This is a genomic window from Flavobacterium sp. AK-345, from assembly GCF_058310175.1.
This window is the reverse complement of sequence record NZ_JBZEER010000018.1, coordinates 31704-54091: the sequence shown is the minus strand read 5'-3', so window position 1 is coordinate 54091 and position 22388 is coordinate 31704. Positions and strand designations below refer to the sequence as shown.

At 34.7% G+C, this 22388-nt stretch carries 19 protein-coding genes and 1 pseudogene; 16 read left to right on the top strand and 4 right to left on the bottom strand.

The features are described 5' to 3' along the window. Window positions 1–100: pseudogene (locus tag AC4FQ3_RS21725) on the bottom strand (hypothetical protein); the annotation flags it as partial. A 445-nt stretch (window positions 101–545) separates the two neighbouring features. Between AC4FQ3_RS21725 and AC4FQ3_RS21720 the strand changes: the two are divergent. The 16 genes from AC4FQ3_RS21720 (at window position 546) to moaA (ending at window position 16151) form a co-directional block, all read left to right on the top strand. Further along, window positions 546–2021, top strand: coding sequence for an MFS transporter (locus AC4FQ3_RS21720; RefSeq protein WP_491183266.1), 1476 nt, complete (start codon window positions 546–548; stop codon window positions 2019–2021). Window positions 2022–2039: 18 nt separating this feature from the next. Then, a complete protein-coding gene (locus AC4FQ3_RS21715; protein ID WP_491183265.1) occupies window positions 2040–3632 on the top strand; it encodes a magnesium transporter MgtE N-terminal domain-containing protein in 1593 nt (530 codons plus the stop codon). A 27-nt stretch (window positions 3633–3659) separates the two neighbouring features. Then, the gene (locus AC4FQ3_RS21710) at window positions 3660–4712 is read left to right on the top strand and encodes an MFS transporter (RefSeq protein ID WP_491183264.1); all 1053 of its coding nucleotides are present in this window, start codon (window positions 3660–3662) and stop codon (window positions 4710–4712) included. A gap of 170 nt (window positions 4713–4882) precedes the next feature. Continuing rightward, window positions 4883–7099 (top strand): molybdopterin oxidoreductase family protein, encoded by a 2217-nt coding sequence (locus AC4FQ3_RS21705; RefSeq protein ID WP_491183263.1) that lies wholly within the window; start codon window positions 4883–4885, stop codon window positions 7097–7099. A 17-nt stretch (window positions 7100–7116) separates the two neighbouring features. Beyond that, window positions 7117–7686: a 4Fe-4S dicluster domain-containing protein gene (locus tag AC4FQ3_RS21700; protein ID WP_073395193.1), complete on the top strand. Its 570-nt coding sequence runs from the start codon at window positions 7117–7119 to the stop codon at window positions 7684–7686. 11 nt (window positions 7687–7697) lie between these two features. Further along, the gene (locus tag AC4FQ3_RS21695) at window positions 7698–8210 is read left to right on the top strand and encodes a QcrA and Rieske domain-containing protein (protein WP_491183262.1); all 513 of its coding nucleotides are present in this window, start codon (window positions 7698–7700) and stop codon (window positions 8208–8210) included. A 22-nt stretch (window positions 8211–8232) separates the two neighbouring features. Next, window positions 8233–8481 (top strand): DUF6755 family protein, encoded by a 249-nt coding sequence (locus tag AC4FQ3_RS21690; protein WP_302096937.1) that lies wholly within the window; start codon window positions 8233–8235, stop codon window positions 8479–8481. Between the two features lie 179 nt (window positions 8482–8660). After that, window positions 8661–9833, top strand: a complete 1173-nt coding sequence (locus tag AC4FQ3_RS21685) for a molybdopterin molybdotransferase MoeA (protein ID WP_491183261.1) — start codon at window positions 8661–8663, stop codon at window positions 9831–9833. Window positions 9834–9956: 123 nt separating this feature from the next. Further along, window positions 9957–10703 carry a sulfite exporter TauE/SafE family protein gene (locus AC4FQ3_RS21680; protein ID WP_491183260.1) on the top strand — a complete coding sequence of 249 codons (747 nt, stop codon included), beginning with the start codon at window positions 9957–9959 and terminating at the stop codon, window positions 10701–10703. A 217-nt stretch (window positions 10704–10920) separates the two neighbouring features. Beyond that, complete coding sequence (locus tag AC4FQ3_RS21675; protein WP_491183259.1) at window positions 10921–11493, top strand: molybdenum cofactor guanylyltransferase; 573 nt, start codon at window positions 10921–10923, stop codon at window positions 11491–11493. 5 nt (window positions 11494–11498) lie between these two features. Next, window positions 11499–12287 carry a uroporphyrinogen-III C-methyltransferase gene (gene cobA, locus AC4FQ3_RS21670; RefSeq protein ID WP_042563013.1) on the top strand — a complete coding sequence of 263 codons (789 nt, stop codon included), beginning with the start codon at window positions 11499–11501 and terminating at the stop codon, window positions 12285–12287. A gap of 2 nt (window positions 12288–12289) precedes the next feature. Further along, window positions 12290–12526 (top strand): MoaD/ThiS family protein, encoded by a 237-nt coding sequence (locus AC4FQ3_RS21665; RefSeq protein WP_491183258.1) that lies wholly within the window; start codon window positions 12290–12292, stop codon window positions 12524–12526. Between the two features lie 10 nt (window positions 12527–12536). Continuing rightward, window positions 12537–13616, top strand: a complete 1080-nt coding sequence (moeB, locus tag AC4FQ3_RS21660; protein WP_491183257.1) for a molybdopterin-synthase adenylyltransferase MoeB — start codon at window positions 12537–12539, stop codon at window positions 13614–13616. 185 nt (window positions 13617–13801) lie between these two features. Next, window positions 13802–14233 carry a molybdenum cofactor biosynthesis protein MoaE gene (locus tag AC4FQ3_RS21655; RefSeq protein ID WP_042563010.1) on the top strand — a complete coding sequence of 144 codons (432 nt, stop codon included), beginning with the start codon at window positions 13802–13804 and terminating at the stop codon, window positions 14231–14233. A 9-nt stretch (window positions 14234–14242) separates the two neighbouring features. Continuing rightward, window positions 14243–15157 (top strand): bifunctional molybdenum cofactor biosynthesis protein MoaC/MoaB, encoded by a 915-nt coding sequence (gene moaCB, locus AC4FQ3_RS21650; RefSeq protein ID WP_491183256.1) that lies wholly within the window; start codon window positions 14243–14245, stop codon window positions 15155–15157. Next, window positions 15144–16151 carry a GTP 3',8-cyclase MoaA gene (moaA, locus tag AC4FQ3_RS21645; protein WP_491183255.1) on the top strand — a complete coding sequence of 336 codons (1008 nt, stop codon included), beginning with the start codon at window positions 15144–15146 and terminating at the stop codon, window positions 16149–16151. Before moaCB ends, moaA begins: the two co-directional genes overlap by 14 nt. Window positions 16152–16340: 189 nt before the next feature. On the opposite strand, the gene AC4FQ3_RS21640 is transcribed toward moaA, so the two are convergent. From AC4FQ3_RS21640 to AC4FQ3_RS21630, 3 genes are all read right to left on the bottom strand, one after another. Further along, entirely contained in the window at window positions 16341–16925 is a 585-nt protein-coding gene (locus AC4FQ3_RS21640) for a hypothetical protein (RefSeq protein WP_491183254.1), read from the bottom strand. A 165-nt stretch (window positions 16926–17090) separates the two neighbouring features. Then, window positions 17091–18521, bottom strand: a complete 1431-nt coding sequence (locus AC4FQ3_RS21635) for a rubredoxin (RefSeq protein WP_073395183.1) — start codon at window positions 18519–18521, stop codon at window positions 17091–17093. Window positions 18522–18763: 242 nt separating this feature from the next. Further along, complete coding sequence (locus tag AC4FQ3_RS21630; protein ID WP_491183253.1) at window positions 18764–22282, bottom strand: molybdopterin-dependent oxidoreductase; 3519 nt, start codon at window positions 22280–22282, stop codon at window positions 18764–18766. Window positions 22283–22388: the final 106 nt, after the last annotated feature.

Genomic DNA, 22388 nt, shown 5'->3' with positions numbered 1-22388 from the left:
TAGCACCAATAATAGTATTTTCTCCAATTATAACATTAGGTAAAATTACTACTCCTTCACCAATCCATACATTACTTCCAATATTCTGTAAACTGTCCAAAATCTTCTTTTAAAATTCAGTTTTGCCAAAAAGTCAATATTTTTTGAGTTTAAATACCAAATAATATTATACTAAACATTCTCAAAAGAAATTGAAGTTTTAGAGATTACAATAAAATGTAATTGCTAGTATATGAGAAGTTTAAGTTTTTTAAAAATCAAAATTAAATTATTTTAGATAGAATTTTATTACTAAATTTATATAAAAATACAAGCACTTCTTATTTTTATTTACTACACCGGATTTATCTGCCTAATACACATTAAGTGTTTTTCCTCAATACTGACTATTAAAATCAAGCCAACAAACGGGCAAGATTTCACTATATGACAAATGTCATTTTGTGTCAGAATTTATTTATTCAATTTTGTGTTTCAATATTAGAAAAAAACATTTTTCTTAAAAACCGATTTGTTTTTAAATACATATTATAAATAGTCTTTTTATGAGTAATCTATCTCAATCTCACAAAATTTTATTTCTAAACACACTCGCTTTTACAATATGTTTTGCATGTTGGACACTAAATGGCGTTTTGGTTACTTATCTTGTAGACAAAGGAATATTCAACTGGACAGTGGTAGAAACAGGCTGGCTGTTAGGAATTCCGATTTTATCAGGTTCAATATTCCGACTCCCTATTGGCATTTTGACAGATAAATATGGCGGTAAAATTGTGTTTTCGATTTTATTACTACTTTGTTCCGTTCCGCTATTTCTGCTTCCCTTTGCCGGATCATTCTGGAGTTTTGCTGTATTAAGTTTTTTCTTCGGATTAGTGGGAACAAGTTTTGCTGTGGGAATTGGTTATACCTCAATTTGGTATCCAAAAGAATGGCAGGGAAGAGCCTTGGGTATTTTCGGGATGGGAAATGCCGGTGCGGCCATTACTACTTTTATTGCTCCAACCTTATTAAATCATTTATCAGAAAAAGATCCCGTTAACGGATGGAAAATGTTACCTGTTATTTATGCAGTAACATTGGTTATTATAGGAATATTGTTTGTTGTTTTTGCCAAAAATAAAACCAATCAGGGTGTTTCAAAAACAATGAATGAGTTGATGTCTCCTCTTAAAAACATTCGGGTTTGGCGTTTTGGAGCTTATTATTTTTTAGTCTTTGGATTTTTTGTGGCGTATTCACAATGGCTGCTTCCCAATTTTATGAATGTGTATCATACAACATTGGTAATGGGCGGAATGTTTGCTACGATGTTTAGTTTGCCTTCCGGAATTATAAGAGCCTTTGGCGGCTATTTATCAGACAAATTTGGTGCCCGAAAAGTAATGTACTGGGTATTAGGTTCATCAATAGTAATTAGTTTTTTATTGATGTTTCCAAAAATGGAAATTTTCACAGCAGGTCCCGGAGTTTTGTCTTCTGCAAATGGTGTTGTCACAGCCATTTCTGCCAATGAAATTACCGTAAACGGAAAAACACATAAAATTAATGAAAAGCAAATTTCAAATAATGATGATGCGGCAATTTTTCCTGTAAAAAATTCATGGCAGGAAATTGTTGTACAACAAAATCAGGAAGTTAAAAAGAAAGAATTATTAGCTCAGGGTGTTACACAAATTAAGTTTAGCGCCAATCTTTGGGTTTATTTGGTTTTGGTCATTCTTATAGGGATTTCGTGGGGAATAGGAAAAGCCGCCGTTTACAAACATATTCCCGAATATTTTCCTAACGAAGTTGGTGTAGTGGGAGGAATGGTAGGATTAATAGGCGGTCTGGGTGGTTTTGTCGGACCAATTATTTTTGGTTATCTCCTAAATTATACCGGACTCTGGACGAGTTCCTGGATTTTTATTTTCGTCGTATCCGTTCTTTGTCTACTGTGGATGCACCGAACAATCATCAATGTGATGAGAACAAAATCACCAAATTTTACCAGAGATATAGAACACAATCATTAAAATTAAATAAGAATAAATATGAAAACTTGGTTAGACAAATGGGAACCTGAAGATGATACGTTTTGGAACTCTAACGGAAGCAAAATTGCCTGGAGAACTTTAACAATAACAACACTAACTTTAATATTATCATTTGCCTCCTGGTTTATGATGAGTGTTATCGCCGTAAAATTACCAGGATTAGGGTTTCGTTTCACAAAAGATCAGCTTTTTTGGTTAACAGCAATTCCTGGTTTGGCTGCAGGTTTTTTAAGAATCATTCACACTTTTATTTTACCAATATTCGGAACACGACATGTGGTTTCTTTTGCAACTGCCATTAAATTAATTCCGGTAATCGGAATTGGTTTTGCAGTAATGGATGTCAATACTCCTTTTTGGGTATTTGCACTTTTAGCTTTTACTACAGGTTTTGGTGGTGGAGATTTCTCTTCGTATATGCCAAGTACAAGCTTATTTTTTCCTAAAAGACTTAAAGGAACAGCACTTGGAATACAAGCCGGGATAGGAAATTTTGGAGTATCAGTAGCACAATTTGTTACTCCCCTTATAATAAGTGTCAGTATTTTTGGTGCCGCATCACAATTTACAAGCATTGATCATAAAGAAGCAATAGTTGTTTTTCAAAATGCCAGTACTCAAAAACAACATGAGGTTTTTGTAGCCCTGGATCCAGATGTACAGGCGAGAATATTGACAAACGTAAAGAAAACAATTATTGACTCTGTAAGTACAGCTATCAAATCAGAGGATAAAGTGGATCTTTTTACTTCATTGCCTTTAAAAGCAAAAGCAAAAGCGATAGCCAATGCAAACCCAAAGATGGCTGAAAAAATATTAAATGATATCAGCCCAAATAATACTGCGGTTAATAACAAAGAAATCTATCTGCAATCGGCAGCCTTTTGGTACATTCCATTTTTAATAATACTATCAATTGTAAGTTGGTTTTATCTTAGAAGTATTCCGATGAAAGCATCTGTAAAGGAACAGATGGATATTTTCTCTAATAAACATACATGGTATTGTACTATAACATATGTTATGACTTTTGGAACATTTGCAGGTTTATCGGCAGCTTTTCCTTTAATGATTAAATTTTTATATGGAGATTTTCCAAATGCTCCGGATCCTTTAGTTTATGCTTTTTACGGACCACTTATTGGTTCAGCAAGCAGAATTGCATTTGGTTTTGTAGCCGATAAAGTAGGAGGCGCGATATTAACGACAATTACTGGTTTGGGAATTTTAGCTGGATCGATTATTCTGGTTACCGAAGGATTAGTAGCACCAACAAGCATGGAACAATTTCCTCTTTTTGTTGCCGTAATTTTAGGAATGTTCTTCTTTACAGGAATTGGAAACGCGGGAACATTTAGACAATACCCAATTATTTTTGCAGAAAACCAGCGCCAGGCAGCCGGAGTTATTGGTTGGACTGCAGCAATCGCAGCATTTGGACCGTTTATATTTTCTAAATTAATAGGTAATAATTTATCTGCAAATGGAACTGTAAATCAATTTTTTATAGGAGTTGCTGTTTTTACTGTCTTAGCTACAGGAATCAATTGGTGGTTTTACAATCGTAAAAATTGCGAGAAACCAAGTTAAATAAGTAATCATTAAATTTAATTAAGGATGAAAAATAAAACATTTAATACCAAAGCTTTACTTATAGCAACTCTGGTTTCTGTATTGACTATTGTATTAGTTTTTTACGGATCCAGAGAATTACAAAATTTTGACGCTGCATTAATTACGTATTTATTCGGAACTGTATTCGCTTTCTTCGGAATCGTATATCGTTATACAGTATGGTTGCAGCGTCCGCCTACATGGATGTATTTCAAACGAAGTTTCCAGTTTTTATTTACTGGAAAAATCTTTGAACATGTATGGTTTTTAGGAAAAGAATCTGTTGAGAACATTGTAGTTCAAAAATTTATTTATCCAAGAAGTAAATACCGATGGTTAGCCCATTTTTGTATCGCTTTGGGCTGCATGTCAGCTTTTGCAATCACAATACCGCTAACATTTGGATGGATTCATTTTACATTGGCGCCTAATTCTATTTCTATTTACGAAGCCCATTTTTTTGGTTTCAAAATAATGGATTTTACGATAGGGTCTTTTCTCGCATTTCTAATTTTTCACGCTCTTAACTGGTCTTCCTGGCTGGTTATAATTGGATCTGTGTATTACTTAAGAAGACGATTGACAAATCCGGGATTAATTGCAACCCAATCTTTTGAAGGAGATTTATTGCCATTGATTTTATTAATAGCGATTTCCGTAACCGGATTATGCCTTACTTATTCGTATCAGTTCATGAAAGGATTTGCATATGATTTTCTGGCCGTAATTCATGCCGTAACAGTAATTATGTTTTTGATATGGATACCATTTGGAAAATTCTTTCACATCATTCAGCGTCCGGGACAAATTGGGGCGCATATTTATAAAAAAGAAGGAATAAAAAAAGGAATGGTAGTTTGTCCCCATACCGGAGAAGAATTTGCAACACAACTTCATATTGACGATTTAAAAATTGTAACCAAACAATTAGGTTTTGATTTCACACATGAAGACGGAACATCACATCTCGATTTAAGTCCCGAAGGAAAAAGATCAAGATTGGCGCAAGCACACTTAAAAGCAAGATTAGAAAGCGGCGGAAGCTTATTTGGATAAAATAGAGAGTTTCAGGTTTCAAGTTTAGTTTTTTTTGTTTCAGGTTTCAAGTTTCAGTTTACTATAGCTTGTCTATAAACTAAAGTCTACACAAAGTGTGAACTTGAAACTTGAAACAAAAAAACTTGAAACAAAAAAATAAACCTGAAACAAAACAAAAATAAAAAGACATGGCAAAATTACCTGTATCAACTGAAAAGATTATTGAAGATTTTGGTCCGCATTTAAATTATGCACCAAAAGATGGTTACGAAGGTAGAGATGAACCAGATAAATTGGTAAAAACACATTGTTGCTTTTGCGGAATGCAATGTGGTATTCAATTATCAGTAAAAGATAATAAAGTAGTAGGTTTTGAACCCTGGATGGAATTTCCTTTTAACGAAGGTCGTTTATGTCCAAAAGGAGTTCAGCGCTATTTGCAAAATAATCATCCTGACCGTCTTTTGCATCCAATAAAAAGAGTAGAAGGAAAAGGTTTCGAGAAAACAACCTGGGATGAAGCGATGGATAAAACCGTCTCTGAAATAAAAAGAATTCAGGAAAAATACGGTAAACATGCTTTTTCGATGTTATCCGGAGTATCATTAACCAATGAAAAAAGTTATTTGGTTGGAAAATTTGCCCGTGTCGCCTTAAAAACCAGAAACCTGGATTATAACGGAAGGCTTTGCATGGTAAGTGCCGGAGCAGGAAATAAAAAAGCTTTTGGACTTGATCGTGCCTCAAACAACTATTCTGATTTAGAATATGCAGAAGTAATTATTGTTGCCGGAGCCAATATCAGCGAGACTTTCCCAACGTTAACCCATTGGATCTGGAAATCCAGAGATCGCGGGGCAAAATTGATTGTTATAGATCCAAGAATGATTCCGTTAGCCAGAACTGCCGATGTTCATTTGGATGTAAAACCCGGAACAGATTCTGCTTTGTACGGTGCAATGCTAAAATATCTGGTAGATCACGATATGCTAGATCATGATTTTATTGATAATTATACATCAGGTTTTCAGGAAACAATTGATGCTGTAAAAGACTATACCTTAGAATGGGCAGAAGAAATTACGGGAATCGATAAATATAAAATACAAGAAGCTGCAGAATTATGGGGCAAAGCCAAAACCAGTTTTTTATTGCATGCACGAGGAATCGAACATCACTCAAAAGGAGTTGATAATGTTTTAGGATGTATCAATCTGGTTCTTGCCACTGGAAGAATTGGCAGGCCTTATTGTGGCTACGGAACCATAACAGGACAAGGAAACGGACAAGGAGGAAGAGAACACGGACATAAATGTGATCAATTGCCAGGAAATCGTGATATCGAAAATCCGGAACACAGAAAATATATCTCTGAGGTTTGGGGAATTGATGAAAAAGATATGCCCGGCAAAGGCCTGACCGCTTATGAAATTATAGAAGCCATTCACAGAGATGAAATCAAAGGATTAATATCGATTTGTTTTAATCCATTGGTGTCTTTGCCAAATAACAATTATGTAAGATCTGCTCTCGAAAAACTAGAGTTTTATGTTTGTATTGATTTCTTCTTAAACGAAACCGCCCGCCATGCAGATATTGTTTTAGCAGGATCTTTACAGGAAGAAGAAGAAGGAACAACAACATCTGCAGAAGGTCGGGTAATTAGAATTCGTCAGGCTGTTACACCTCCCGGAGAAGCCAGAACAGATACTTCGATATTATTAGAAATAGCCAAACGATTGGGTGAAGAAGATAAATTTACATACAATGATAGCGAAGCAATATTTAATGAATTGCGTGTTGCTTCAAAAGGCGGAACAGCAGATTATTTTGGAATATCCTATAAAAAAGTAGAAGACAATATGGGCGTTTTTTGGCCTTGTCCTACAGATGATCATCCGGGAACTCCAAGATTATGGGAAGATAAAAAGTTTAAAACTCCAGATGGGAAAGCACATTTTAATCCTGCGCCATACAAGCTTCCTGGTGAAGTTACAGATGAAGAATATCCTATAACCTTGACAACAGGTCGTGTGGTTTCGCAATATTTAAGCGGAACACAAACCCGTAGAATAGGAAAATTAGTAGATCAGTTTCCGGAACCAATGCTGGAAATTCATCCCGAATTGGCAGCAAAATATGGCATAAAACAAAGAGAATTAGTGCGAGTTGCAACAAGAAGAGGAGAAGGGATTTTTCCCGCCAATATTGTAGAAACAATTCGAAAAGATACTGTTTTTATACCGTATCACTGGCCGGGTGCGAAATCAGCTAATCAGTTAACGCCGGGAACATTAGATCCAATTTCTAAAATACCTGAGTTTAAAGTTTGTGCCTGTTTGTTAGATCCTTTGAAGGAAATAGCACCGCCATCTAAAGAATCAGAAGCTTATGCAAGTGTTTAATCTATAAAAATAACAATATGAACTTGACTAATTTTAATAGAAATGAAGAGTTTTTTGTAGATCTGCAGCGCTGTATTGGCTGTAAAGCCTGTGAAATGGCTTGTGCAGAATGTGAAACAAACGGTCAGGAATCACTAATTAGCGTGAATTATGTCGAGCGTTCCTCAACAATTCAAACAACAGTGCAGGTTTGTATGCATTGTGAAGATCCTGTTTGCGCCAATGTTTGTCCCGCTGATGCTATTTCGCAAGATGAATTTGGTGTTGTCCACACAGCAAATACCGAAAGATGTATTGGCTGTTCGAATTGTGTTATGGCATGTCCGTTTGGTGTTCCTAAAAAAATGGAAGAATACGATTTAATGATGAAATGCACCATGTGTTACGACAGAACAAGCGTTGGTAAAAAGCCAATGTGCGCCACAGTTTGTCCAAGTGGAGCATTATTTTACGGTACAAGAGAACAAATTGAAGAAATGAGACCTAATAGTACGCCAATTAATACTTTCATTTTTGGACAGGAAACCGTAAAAACCAAAGTAAATATTATGATGCCAAAAGGCAGTAATGAATTAAGAATATATTAAAATCTAAATCCATGTCAAAAGAAGATAATTTAAATCAAAACTGGAAAAAAGATTTCCCAATACAAAAGCAGGAATCAACACAAGTAAGCCGACGGGATTTTGCCAAGTTCCTCACTTTTGTTTCTGGAGGATTAATGATCGGAAGCGGATTTGTAGCGGCCAAAGCTTATTTATTGCCAAAAGAAAGCGTGCAGGGCGAACATTTTATTTGTGATAAGAACGAAATTCCGGTAGGAGGAACAAGAGGTTTTGTAATCGAAGGAAGCACAATTCCGTATATTTTGATACATCTTGAAAGTGGCGATTTTAGAGCTTACGAACAAAAATGCACGCACTTATCCTGTTCTGTTTTTTATAAACCCGGAACCGGAATTATACATTGTCCGTGCCACGAAGGATCATTTGATGCCATGACAGGCGATGTAATTGCAGGGCCACCGCCAAGAGCTTTGCCACAACTAGAAGTATTTTTTAAAGAAAATGCTGTTTATGTAAAAGCAACGATTCAGGAAAAAGAAAGTTAATGTCAACTAAAAACAAATTATCATGAGTACTTTTAGAAGAAGCCAGAATCGTGTAAATCCCAATAAGCTGAATAACATACTTTCGACACTTATTTTTATTTTAATTTTAAATGTCAGCATTCAGATTTGGTTGTTATATGCATCTTTAAACAACGCATTAGAAAATAATAAAGAGATCCTGTTACCAGCTTTTATAGCATCTGCGATTTTATTTTTTATTGGATTTTCCTGGTTGTATTATCTGCCAAAAGGAAATTTCCAAAAGAAGTAATTTGGGGTTTCATTATTTAAATAAACAGGTGCAAGCTATTTGATTGGTTTTTCTAAAAGAATTAGAAGAATTAAGCTTAAATTTATAATCTTTTTAAATTTTAGATTATTAATTAATAAAACTAAGTAAAAATACTTATATTTGCAATAAGTATTTTGCTTGTCTATAAAATAGCAGCCATGATTCAAGTCGAACAAGCCTTATCAATTATTGCAGAGAACAGCAGTACAATGCCAGTTCAAAAAATTTCAATGCAGAAGGCATTAGGATATATTTTGGCTGAAACGATTTATTCGCCAATCAATATGCCGCCTTTTCGACAATCTGCAATGGATGGTTACGCTTTTATTCACAGCGAAAAACATCAATATGATGTAATTGGTATTTCGCAGGCAGGAGATCATGCTGATATAAAATTAAAAGAAAACGAAGCCGTACGTATTTTTACCGGAGCTTTTGTTCCTAAAAACGCTGACACCGTTGTAATGCAGGAAGATGTTATGGCAAACGAAAACTCAATTTTGATTACCAAAATGCCTAAACAATTTACAAATGTTAGGGCAAAAGGAGAACAAATAGTAAAAGAAGATGTTGTTTTTGAAGCCAATACTTTGATTACCCCAGCTGCAATTGGTTTTTTAGCCTGTTTGGGAATTACAGAAATTGAAGTCTATAAAAAACCTAAAGTTGCTATTTTAGTAACAGGTAATGAATTGGTAAAAGCAGGTAAGGAATTGCCAAAAGGAAAAATTTACGAAAGTAATTCGGTAATGTTGCAGGCAGCTCTTCAGACTATCGGAATTAAAAAAGTAAAAAGTTTTAAGGTAAAAGATAATCTTAAAGCAACGAAAAAAGCCTTAAAAAATATTCTTCCAAAATTTGATATTGTTTTAATTTCCGGTGGAATTTCTGTTGGAGATTATGATTTTGTAAAAGAAGCATTATTAGAGAATGCAGTACAAGAGCTATTTTATAAAATTAATCAAAAACCCGGAAAGCCAATGTTTTTTGGTTCAAAAAATGAAACATTAGTATTTGCTTTGCCAGGGAATCCCGCTTCATCGCTAACTAATTTTTATATTTATGTATATCCGGCAATTAAAAACAGAATGGGATTTTCGGACATTCATTTACCAAAATTGGTGCGAAAATTGAATACAGATTTTATAAATACAACCGGAAAAACATTATTTCTAAAAGCGCTTTATGATGAAACCAATGTAACAATTTTGGAAGGACAAAGTTCAGCAATGTTAAATACCTTTGCTATAGCTAATAGTTTATTGATTGTGCCGCATGACAAAGAATCGCTAAAAAAAGATGAACAGGTGACTTTGCTGCCAATAAATTAGAATTAGATAATTGAGATAATTTGAAAATAAGATAATTGAATATGAATTGTAAAATGCGGTATGTAAAATAAAACATATCAAACTTGAAACTTGAAACAAAAATAAACCTGAAACATAATATAAATGAATCTCCTTAGTTCCGAAAATATTCTTCTGTTCAGCTTTGCTTTAATCGTGATTGCCTTTTTATACTCTAGTGTTGGGCATGGCGGTGCATCGGGATATTTGGCTTTGATGACGATTTTTGCTTTTCCGGTGGCAATTATGAAACCTTCGGCATTGCTGTTGAACTTGTTTGTTTCGAGTATTTCATTTTTCTTTTATTACAGAATGAATTATTTCAAACCAAAACTTTTTTATCCTTTTGCAATAGCTTCAGTTCCGGCCGCATTTATTGGTGGTTTTGTAACTTTAGATAATACAATTTATAAGATCATTTTAGGAATTGTATTAGTTTTTGCAGCACTTAGATTGTTTGGTATTTTTAATTTTAAAGAAAAAGAAGCGGTGGAAATAAAATTACCTTTTGCACTAGCAATAGGTTTTGCAATTGGTTTATTATCCGGAATGTTAGGAATTGGCGGAGGAATTATCCTGAGTCCGATTTTATTATTTTTAGGATGGGCATCTGTAAAAGAATCGGCAGCTATTTCGAGTTTATTCATTTTTGTGAATTCATTTGCAGGAATGCTGGGTTTCTTTCTAGGAGGAAAAACAGTTCCGATGGAGAGTTTTTATTTAGTTCCAATTGCAGTTGTAGGAGGAATTTTGGGTGGATTTTACGGAAGTGGTAAATTTTCAAACAGAACATTAAAAATGGTTTTGGGAGCAGTAATTTTAATGGCAAGCATAAAATTGATTTTTCCGTAAAATTGAAAATTGAATGTAAATACACATAACGGACCCCACGGTTGAAACCGCGGGCTATGTCTGAAAAACCATATGCTTCCCGAGGTTGAAACCTCGGGCAATGTTAAAAGCAGATGAAAGAAATGTTATATAAACATAGCCGCCGGTTTCAACCGTCGGGACAAAGATTGGCAAAACCTGAAACCTGAAACAAAAATAACCTGAAACAAAAAAAGCCATGAAAACATTAAAAGTTTTTATTCTTTGCGGAGGAAAAAGTTCTCGAATGCAGTCGGAGAAAGGATTGGTTTTGTTTCAGAATAAACCGTTTATAGAACATATAATTCAGGCAATTTTGCCTATTACAGATAATATTACGTTAATTACAAATACAAAAGAATACGATTATTTGCCGTATACAAAAATACCGGATATTGTGACAGATAAAGGTCCGTTGGGAGGAATTTACACAGCACTATCGAATTCTGAATCTGAATTTAATTTAATTTTAAGTTGTGATATTCCATTAATTTCAACCGAATTATTGTCGGAATTAATTTCAAAACAAAATGAGGAAGCCGAAATTTCGGTTTTTGCTTCAGAGAGCAGAATGCATCCGTTAATCGGAATTTATTCAAAGAAAGTATTACCTGTTATCAAAAGCGCAATTGATAACGACGATTTAAAAATGATGAATCTAATAGCGAATGTTCCGCATCAGATTATCAAAATTGACGAAAGTGAAAACTTTCATTTAACTAATATTAATTCGGCAGACGAATTAAACGATCTGAATATCAATTTAAGTTAAAAGTTATGCGAAATTCAAAAACACCAAAATTAACGATTGTAGGCGCAGGTCCCGGTGACGCTGAATTGATTACTTTAAAAGCAATTAAAGCCTTAGAAAATGCCGATGTGGTTTTGTATGACGCACTGGTAAACGAAGAATTATTGCAATATGCGACAAAAGCAGAAATTGTTTTTGTAGGCAAACGTTTGGGATGTCATGCTTACACGCAGGACCAGATTAACGAATTGATTGTGTCAATGGCCAATCGTTATGGTCATGTTGTTCGCTTAAAAGGCGGCGATCCTTTTATTTTTGGAAGAGGAAGTGAAGAAATTGAATATGTAGAAAAATTTGGTCTGGAAACAGCCATTGTTCCCGGAATTTCATCTGCTTTGGGCGTTCCGGCTTCGGTTGGAATTAGTTTAACACAACGCCAGATTGCCGAAAGTTTTTGGGTAATTACCGGAACAACTTCAAATCATAAATTGTCTAAAGACATTCATTTGGCTTCAAAATCGGCTGCGACCGTAGTTATTTTGATGGGAATGCATAAATTAGAAGAAATTATTTCTATTTATAAAGAAAACAGAACGGATGATTTGCCAATTGCCATTATCCAAAACGGAACAAAAAATACTGAACAAAAAGTAGTTGGAACTATCAGTTCAATTGCTAAATTGGTATCAGAAAATAAAATTTCTTCACCGGCCATTATTGTCATTGGTGAAGTAGTGAAAAATACATCAAAATTAACTTCTTATTTTCAGGAGCATTTTGATGACGAATTTATTTTTCAGAATTTAAATTTATAAAAATGATTGAGATTAAATATTTTGGAGCTGTCGCTGAAAAAACCAAATGCGAGTTTGAAAAGATAGTTTCTTCTGAAATTTCATTGCAGGAATTACTGCTGGATTTAGAAGAAAAATATCAATTTAACTCACTGTCATTTAGCGTAGCAGTAAACCAGAAAATAGTACCAAAAGCAACAGATTTTACTTTAAAAACAAGTGATGTAGTAGCTTTATTACCTCCGTTTGCAGGAGGATAAAACAAAATTTATGAATACATCTGAACGCTATAACAGACAAATTATTCTTCCGGAAATTGGAGAAGTTGGGCAGTATAAATTATCAAAATCTAAAGTTTTGGTAATTGGTGCGGGTGGCTTGGGTGCTGCCGTATTGCCTTATTTGGCGGCGGCAGGCGTTGGCGAAATCGGAATTGTAGATGATGATGTTATCGAAATTTCAAATTTGCATCGTCAGGTAATTTACAAAAGTTCGGCTGTTGGAAAATACAAAGTCGATGAATCCAAATTGATGATTTCTGAATTGAATCCATTAATAAAAGTAAATGCGATTTCTGAGAAATTGTCTGGCAAAAATGCGATTTCATTATTTGAAAAATATGATATTATTGTTGATGCAACTGATAATATCGAGATCAAATATTTGATAAACGATGCTTGTTTAGTTACAGATAAACCAATGGTTTACGGTTCTATTTTCAGATTTCAGGGACAGGTTTCAGTATTTAATTATCAAAACGGACCAACTTACAGATGTTTGTTTCCGGATGAAAACACTCAATCGTTAAATTGTGAAGATGCCGGAGTTATCGGAATTTCTGTTGGAATTATTGGAATGCTTCAAGCAAATGAAGTGATCAAAATGATTCTGGAAATTGGAGAAGTAATGAATGGTAAGGTGTTAGTTTATAATATTTTAAATAACGATCAACAAAAGTATGACTTTGAAAAGAGCACAAATTTTGCAATGAATAAAGAAGCTTTTGAAGAAAAGTATAAAGAAGTTGAAAATCAGGTTGAAGAAATTTCTGCGTCAGCAATTTTAAATGAAATTGATAATCACGAAGTTCTTTTTCTGGATGTTAGAAATGAAGATGAGGTTCCGAAAATTAATTTCAAAAATGGTATACGGATTCCGTTAATGAATTTAGAAAACGAATTTAAAAAACTGGATAAAAATCAAACGATTTATGTTTATTGCCAATCCGGAATCAGAAGTAAAATAGCAGTTGAATTGCTTCAGAAAAAAGAATTCAAAAATGTAAAAAGTATTGCCGGAGGAGCTTTAGCAATGAAACAATTATTGAAAGAAGAGAAACTAAGCTTATAAAGGATAGCACACAGATTCAACGGATTAAACAGATTGAACACAGATTTTTAATTTTAAATTCGTGTAATTGCTTTGCCTGTTCGATATCGCTCGGGTCTTAAAAAAAATCAGTTAAAATCTGTGTAAATCTGTGGGCCAACTCGCAATCTATTTTATAATAATCAGTGGCAAAAAAATAAAAAAAAATGAGTAAAAATGTATTTGTAGAAGGACCAATTGCTCCTGAATTTATAGCAGAATCTATCGCAAAACATCAATCGAAACATACCATTGGTGCGCACAATATTTTTCTGGGTCAGGTTCGTGCCGATGTGATTCACGACAATACCGTTGTAGCGATCGATTATTCGGCTTATACCGATATGGCTAATGAAGCTTTACACGCGATTCGAGAAAAGGCATTTGCGAAATTCGATTTGACCTGTATGCATATTTATCACAGTTTAGGTGTGGTAAAAGCGGGCGAAATTTGTTTATTCGTTTTTGTTTCGGCAACGCGACGCAAACAGGTTTATGAAGCGACGGAAGCTATTGTAAACTGGATAAAAACCGATGTGCCCATTTTTGGTAAAGAAATGTTTGAAAACGATACATTCACCTGGAAACAAAATACCTAACAAAATATAATGGTAGATATTACGCATAAAATAAGCACGTTAAGAGCTGCAACAGCCACAGCAATTGTAAAAGTTAGCAAACAGGAAACAATTGATGCTGTGGTGAATAATTTGGTTCCGAAAGGAAATGTGCTGGAAATGGCAAAAACAGCAGGATTATTTGCTGTAAAAAACACGCATTTGTCGATTCCGGATTGTCACCCGATTCCAATCGAATTTACTTCGGTAGCATATAAAATTGAAGGTTTAACAATTCAGATTATCTTCAATGTAAAAACCGTTTACAAAACCGGAGTTGAGGTCGAGGCGATGCACGGCGCGTCTATTGTGGCGCTGACGATGTACGATATGTTGAAACCAATTGATAAAGAGATTGAAATTTCGACTATCAAATTAGTGAATAAAGAAGGCGGAAAATCTTCTTTTAAAAATAAATTTCCAAACGCAATAAAAGCGGCAGTTTTTGTTTGTTCCGATTCGATTTTTGCCGGCGAAAAAGAAGATCGTTCCGGAAAAATTATTGTTGAAAAATTAACTTCTTACGGAGTTGAGACAACACATTATGAAATTATTCCTGATGAAATTGATATTATTCAGGAAAGAACAAAGGCTTTCGCCGAAGAAAATCAGTTAGTGATTTTTACCGGAGGAACCGGATTATCACCAAGAGACGTAACTCCCGAAGCATTGTCGCCATTACTGGAAAGCAGAATTCCGGGAATTGAAGAAGCAATTCGCGATTACGGACAACAAAGAATGCCATACGCAATGTTATCAAGAACAGTTGCAGGAACATTAGGAAAAAGTTTGGTTTTGGCTTTGCCGGGATCAACAAACGGAGCCAGAGAATCAATGGACTCTGTTTTTCCGCATGTAATGCACGTTTTTCATATTTTAAAAGGAAAAAATCATGACACCCTCTAAAGCCATTTTAACGGATGATTTTGGGCGAAAACACAATTATTTGCGTATTTCGTTGCTGGAGAAATGCAATTTGCGTTGTACGTATTGCATGCCTGCTGATGGGATCGCATTGTCTCCAAAAGCCAGTTTAATGACTGCCGAAGAGATTTTTGCTTTAGCCCAGACTTTCGTAGAAAATGGTGTTGATAAAATCAGATTAACTGGCGGTGAACCTTTGTTAAGAAAAGATTTTCCGGAGATTATTTCGAAATTATCAACTTTAAAAACGTCGCTTTCGATTACCACAAACGGAATCTTAATTGATCGCCATATTGACGCTTTAAAGCAGGCTAACATCAAAAAGATCAATTTGAGTCTGGATACTTTGGTTCCATCAAAATTTCATTCTGTAACACTTAGAGATCAGTTTGAAAAAGTAATTAGTAATTTGCATTTGCTTTTAAATCATGATTTTACGGTAAAAGTTAATGTAGTTTTAATGAAAGGTTTTAATGATAATGAAATTATAGATTTTATTAAATTAACCCAGTTTTTACCAATATCAATTCGGTTTATAGAATTTATGCCTTTTGCCGGAAACGAGTGGGACAGAAGTAAAATGGTTTCTCAAAATGAGATTTTATCTCAGGTAGAAAGTGTTTTTTTATCTGAAGAAATTCAGAAATTAGAAGACGAAAAAAACTTTACAGCGAGAACATACAGAATAAAAGGTTTTCTGGGTGATTTCGGAATTATAAGTTCTATTACAAATCCGTTTTGTGATGGCTGCAACAGAATCCGCCTTACGGCAAACGGGAAAATTAAAAATTGTCTTTTTTCTAATTCAGAAACTGATTTGCTGACACCTTTTAGAAACGGTGAATCTATCGAAAACTTAATTTCCGTATCGATTAAAAATAAAAAGAAAGTCAGAGCCGGGATGGTTACGATTGAAGAAATGGATGATCCTTCTTTGCATTTTGATAATCGCAGTATGATTGCAATTGGGGGATGATTCCTTCGACTTCGCGAGTGCATTGTCATTTCGAGGAACGAGAAATCACACTCGTAACTCGTAACTCTACAAAGATTGGCGATTTTGATTGCGAAGCTTCTTGTGTGATTTCTCGTTCCCCGAAATGACAAATTAGACGTTTAAAACAAAAAAAGGCTCAACTCCATATAAAGTCAAACCTTTCTATTCTTATTTTTTCTTCTTCGATTTCGCTTTACTATCTTTCTTTTTTGCAAGCTTTTTTAGTTTCGCCTTAGCTTTTTCTTTCTCTTTTTTTGCTTTTTCTTTCTTTTTAGTTTCAGCTTTTAGCTTTGCTTTCTTTTCTTTTTCCAGCTTTTTTATAACTGCTTTAATCTCTTTTTCTCTTCTTTTTGCTTTCTCTTTTTTCTCTTTTTGCTTGTTTTTAGCATCTTTCAACTTATCTTTTATACTCTTAAAAACGGTTACTTCTTGATTTTCTATTGGCTGCTGTTCGTCAGTTTTTTTATCAATCGTAGAGATTTCTATAATTTCAGGAGTTATTGTTCCTGTCTTTGCAGTTGATCCCGTCGTTCTTTTTATAATTGCTTTTGGAGTATTTGCAGAAGCTGGTTTTACAGGTGTTTTTGCTGTTGTTGCAGGTGCTTTTGTTGCGGTTCTCGGCGCTCTCTTAACAGGTGTTTTTATAAGAGGTTTATCCGTTTCCGGAATGCTTTCTGTAATTGGCGCTATTGGTTCTTCGGCAGGAATATCTGTGTTTTTTACGGCTGATGTTCTTGGTGTTCTTTTTATCATAATGGTATTTTTAGTTGAGTAAATTGATTTCACTAAGATAAATGAAGTTGTTATTCATCAAAAGATAAATTCTTAGCTAGTTAAATTTAAGCAATAATTAAATACAAGAATGTTAAGATTTTTATAAGTCGTTTATTATAATTGCTTTAGTTAAAGATCTTGCCTTTAATTTTCTACAATTTCTAAAATCCTGAAATTACTCTTTGGAGCTTCACAAAGTGAGCAGCAATAGCTTTCTGGCAAATCAGTAAATAAAATGCCTTTTGGAATATTTTGGCTTTCGTCTCCGTATTCTGATTTATAAAGTGTTAGGCATTCCTGGCACTGATAAATATCCAATTGTGCTTTCTCCTTTTTCTGAGGATTTTCGGCTATTTCAGAAGTAGAATTTCCGAGTTCATCGAAATATTTTCGGCTCAATTCAATTAAAATTGTGGGCAATTCAAGTTTGTCAATATCTTGAGAATGCACGATATATTCTCTGGTATTTGGATCGAAATTCTTTGCAAACAAAACATTATAAGTATCTCTGATTTTTATGGATTCTAAATCTTTTGGCAAATCATTTTTTTCGACTACAACCGAAGTAAAATAATGGCCATCGCGATTGTATTCTGATATTCCAAAGGTTAATCCATAAGTACTAATATCAAATTGATCTAACGTACGAACTAAAAATGTTTTAAGATTCAAAGCCCATTCCATGGCAACAGGCAAGTGCCAGTTCAGTTCCAGTAAAGAATGACGAACATTAATTCCTTTTTTACCCAGGAATTTTTCCCATTCCAGTTTTCGGTCTTTCGGAATTCCTTTTATAATAAATGATTTCCAGGGCGTGATGCAGATTTTTCCAATTTTGCAGTCAAAACACAAATCACACATTTCTTTCAGGAAATCCAGATCGTATAAATTATTTCTCCAATATAAACCCAGCCAATATTGATCAATTCCCATTCGGTTCATGCCTTCATAATACGGAAAAGGATAAAACGGAACATTTAAAGGTTTGTCAATTGTTCTGTTGTTGGTGTCTAAAATTTCACTAACCAAACTAAAAATCATATCAATTCCGTATGATTCTTCGCTTACGATTTTCTCGATTTCATAATAGAATTTTGCAATATCCCAACTGTAAATCAATACGGGATAAACTTCCATGCGTTCCCATTTTGGTAAACGAATATATAAAAACCAATAATCTTCATGCTCTGAAGCAATAAAATTAAGATGACCGGTGAACAACGGAACCAGCTGTTGTTTAGGATCTGTGATGTTTACTTTTAATTTGGGCTGTTCCTTAAATTGTTCTAAAATATATAAAAACATATTGCCGGTAAGCCAGTTTGTATTCCTGAATATATCAGTAGAAACATAGGAAGAAACAATATTATTACCGCTTGTTTGATCGGGAAAAACAAAATGATGCTTACCCAATTTTTCTTTATCTGAAGATTTTAACCCTTTCGGGAAAATAATATCTTGTCGGGAACCGAAGGAAATCGAATCTAAACCCTGATCCATAGCAATATTAACCACTTCCCGCAATTCTCCCGGCGAAATAACGCCTCCTTTTACTATAAGTCTTGTCAATTCCATTCTTTTAGTTTTTTTAGTTTCAGGTTTCAGGTTTTTTTAGTTTCAGGTTTTTGGATTGTCAATAATCTTTAAGTCGACAAAGTATTGTCATTTCGACGGAGGAGAAATCTCCGCAAGTAACTCCGCAACGAGAATCCAATCTTTGTCGAGCTTCTCGTGGAGATTTCTCCTCCGTCGAAATGACACACAGAACGGCAACTTGAAACTTGAAACATGAAACTAAAAAAAACTTGAAACATTTTTTAAACTTTACACTTTGCGAGTATCTCTTTAACCTCCGTCTTACAACTTCCGCAGCCTAATCCTGCACCAGTATTTTTACATAAATCGGTAAAATTGTTAACACCACTTTTAATAGTTTCTTCAATATTTCCGGCTCCAACCTGACTGCAGGAACAAACTAATTTTCCTAAAACAGGTTTTGCGTTTGAACTTCCTCTCAATAATGAATTTCGCTTGTCTGATAATTCGATTTTGCTTTCAATCATCGTTTTAAATTCGGCAAACTCATTTTTGTCGCCCATTAAAATCGCGCCAACAAGCAAATCATCTTTTACAATACATTTTTTGTAATAGCGTTTTTTTAAATCGGCAAAAATAATTTCTTCGTATGAATCATCATTTTCGGGAATTTCGATATCGCCAATGCTGCACAGGTTTATATCTTCTAATTTTAAAATATTCATAAGAATCGAACCTTTGTAATAACTGCTAATATCGCCAGCCAAAAAGTTGGCTAAAATATCAGCCTGTTCTTCGGCGGCAGAAGTGATTCCGAATAATTTATTATCAAATTCAGCTATTTCGCCAATAGCAAAAATATCTGGGTTCGACGATTGTAGATATTGATTTACCTTTACACCGCGACCACAAATCAAACCTGTTTCGCGGGCAATTTCGATGTTTGGAATTGTTCCGATAGTATACACAATCGCATTTGCTGTGATAATTCTTCCACTTTTTAAAGCAATTTCTATTTCATTGTCATTCTCAGTTTCAAAAACAGTACTAACTTCATTATCAAAGTAAATTTGTATATCACGAAGCTGAACTTCTTCTGCCAGTAATTTACTCGAAATTCGGTCTAATTGACGTTCCATCAAACGTGAAGCTCTTTGTATAATAGTAATTTTTACCTTTTTATGTTTTAAGGCAGCTGCCAATTCTAATCCCAGTAAACCACCGCCAATGATAACAACATGTTGCTCTTCGGTAGGTAAATTGGTATTATCCAGGTATTTTTTTAAACGATCGGCATCTTCTTTTCGTCTCACGGTAAATCTGCCGGGTAAATGAAGCTGGGCATTTTCTGGTACAAAAGGACGGCTTCCGGTCGCCATAATCAATGAATCAAAAGTATGCAGATTGCCCAGATTATCTAAAACCGTTTTATCATTTGCATTTATTTTATCAATCGCTACTCCGGCATTCATGGTAATTTTTAGCTTGTTTAAAGCTTCTCCGTCTTTTACTTTTAAAAGTTGTTCCCAGGTAAATTCGCCCGTCATATATTCAGGAAGTAATACGCGATTGTAAAACGGATTTACTTCATTTGAAAAAACAATAATTTCGTCGGTAGAATTGAATTCACGATAGTTTTGAATAAATCGAAAAGAAGCAGCTCCTGCGCCTACGATAACAATTTTTTGAAAAGGCTTTACATATTTGGTAATTGCAACTGTAGTATATTTAAAATCAGGTTCTTTTGAAACCGGATCGACAACCGTATTGGTTAGATTATTGGTTCTGTTTAAATCATTTTCGAGTTGTTTTCCCCAATGCATTGGCAGAAAAACTACTTTTTCTTTTATAGTATCCGTGACTTTTGCCTTTACCCGAACCTCTCCGTTTTTACTCGAAACGGTAACAATATCACCATTTTTAATGTCGTTTTTATACGCATCGATTGGATTTATTTCTAAAACGGGACTTGGTGTATGCGTCATTAATCGCGATACTTTTCCGGTTTTTGTCATCGTATGCCATTGATCGCGAACGCGGCCTGTTGTGAGAATAAATGGATATTGCGGACTTGGCTGTTCTGAAGTATTTTCAATCACTGTTGGTAAATTGAAAATTGCTTTTTGCGATGGCGTATAGAACTTTTTGTCTGTAAAAAGGCGGGGAGTTCCCGGATGCCCGTAATCTGGAACGGGCCATTGAAAAGTACCTTCGGTTTTTAAACGATGGTAATTTAAAAATGAAATATCAATATTGGTGTTTTTTGTTAATGCACAATGTTCTTTGTAAATTTCCTCGGCGCTATTAAAATTGAAACCGTTGAAATTCATTTTTTTAGCAAATCGAATTAAAATCTCAATATCCGGAAGAGCTTCTCCGGGAGCGTTTATTCCTTTTGGTAAATAGGAAATTCGACGTTCAGAATTGGTCATTGTACCTTCTTTTTCTAACCAGCCTGCAGCGGGTAATAATAAATCGGCATATTTTGAAGTATCTGCATTATGCGAAATATCCTGAACTACTACAAATTTGGCATTTTGTAACGCTTTTTCGATTCGGCGTGAATCCGGCAGACTTACTAACGGATTGGTGCAGATAATCCAAACGGCTTTCATTTTTCCAGATTCCAATGCTTCAAACATTTCTGTTGCAGTTAAGCCCGGTTTGTCTGAGATTTCATCAACGCCCCAAAAATCGGCCACTTCCTTACGATGTTCCGGATTTGCAATGTCTTTGTGCGCAGCCAAAAGTGTAGCCATTCCGCCAACTTCTCGTCCGCCCATTGCATTGGGTTGTCCGGTTAAAGAAAATGGTCCGGAACCCGGTTTACCAACTTGCCCTGTTAATAATGATAAGTTTAGTAAAGCCGTATTTTTATCAACGCCAACGGCACTTTGATTCAATCCCATTGCCCAAAGCGAAATAAATCCTTTTGCTTTGCCAATAATATCTGCGGCAAGTTTGATGTCGTTTACAGAAATTCCGCAAAGTTTTGAAGCTTTTTCTAACGAAGTGCCTAAAACTAAATCTTTATATTGTTTGAAATTTTCGGCATTATTTTTTACAAAATCATGATCAACGTGTCCTTTTTCGATAATGCGTCTCGCGATAGCATGATACAAGATAATATCAGATCCGGGAATAATCTGTAAATGCAAATCGGCGAAAGCCGCTGTATCGGTTCGCCTCGGATCAATTACTATGATTTTTATTTTCGGATTTTTCTCTTTGTGTTTTTCTATTCTTCGAAATAAAATAGGATGGCACCAAGCGGGATTTGCGCCGGTAATCAGGAAAGTATCTGCCAATTCAATATCATCATAAGCAATTGGAACAGAATCTTCTCCGAAAGTTTTTTTATAACCCACAACTGCCGAACTCATACAAAGTCTGGAATTGGTATCGATATTATTGGTTTTTAGAAATCCTTTTACTAGTTTGTTTACCAGATAATATTCTTCGGTTAAACATTGCCCTGAAATATAAAAACCAACGCTGTCAGGACCATGTTTTTTGATAATTGAAGTAAAAACGGCAGCGGCGCGATCAAGAGCTGTATCCCAAGTTACGCGTTCCAGTGGATAAGATTTACTACCGCGCATTTCGGGATATAAAATTCTATCTGAAGTATCATTAACTACATAATGCAAATTCATTCCTTTCGAACATAACATTCCTTTGTTAACAGGATGATCTTTATCGCCCGTTACCATCACGCCATTTTTAGCATCGTTGGTAACGATAATGCCGCAGCCGACGCCACAATATGAACAGGTAGTTTTGATTTTGGTATTTTGCATTACAGCTTCTTTTTTAAATACAACTATAGTAATTATGCCCAGTCGTAAATGCCTCACGTATTTGACTTAGACAAAAATAAGTATTTTTACGTATAAATACGTATTT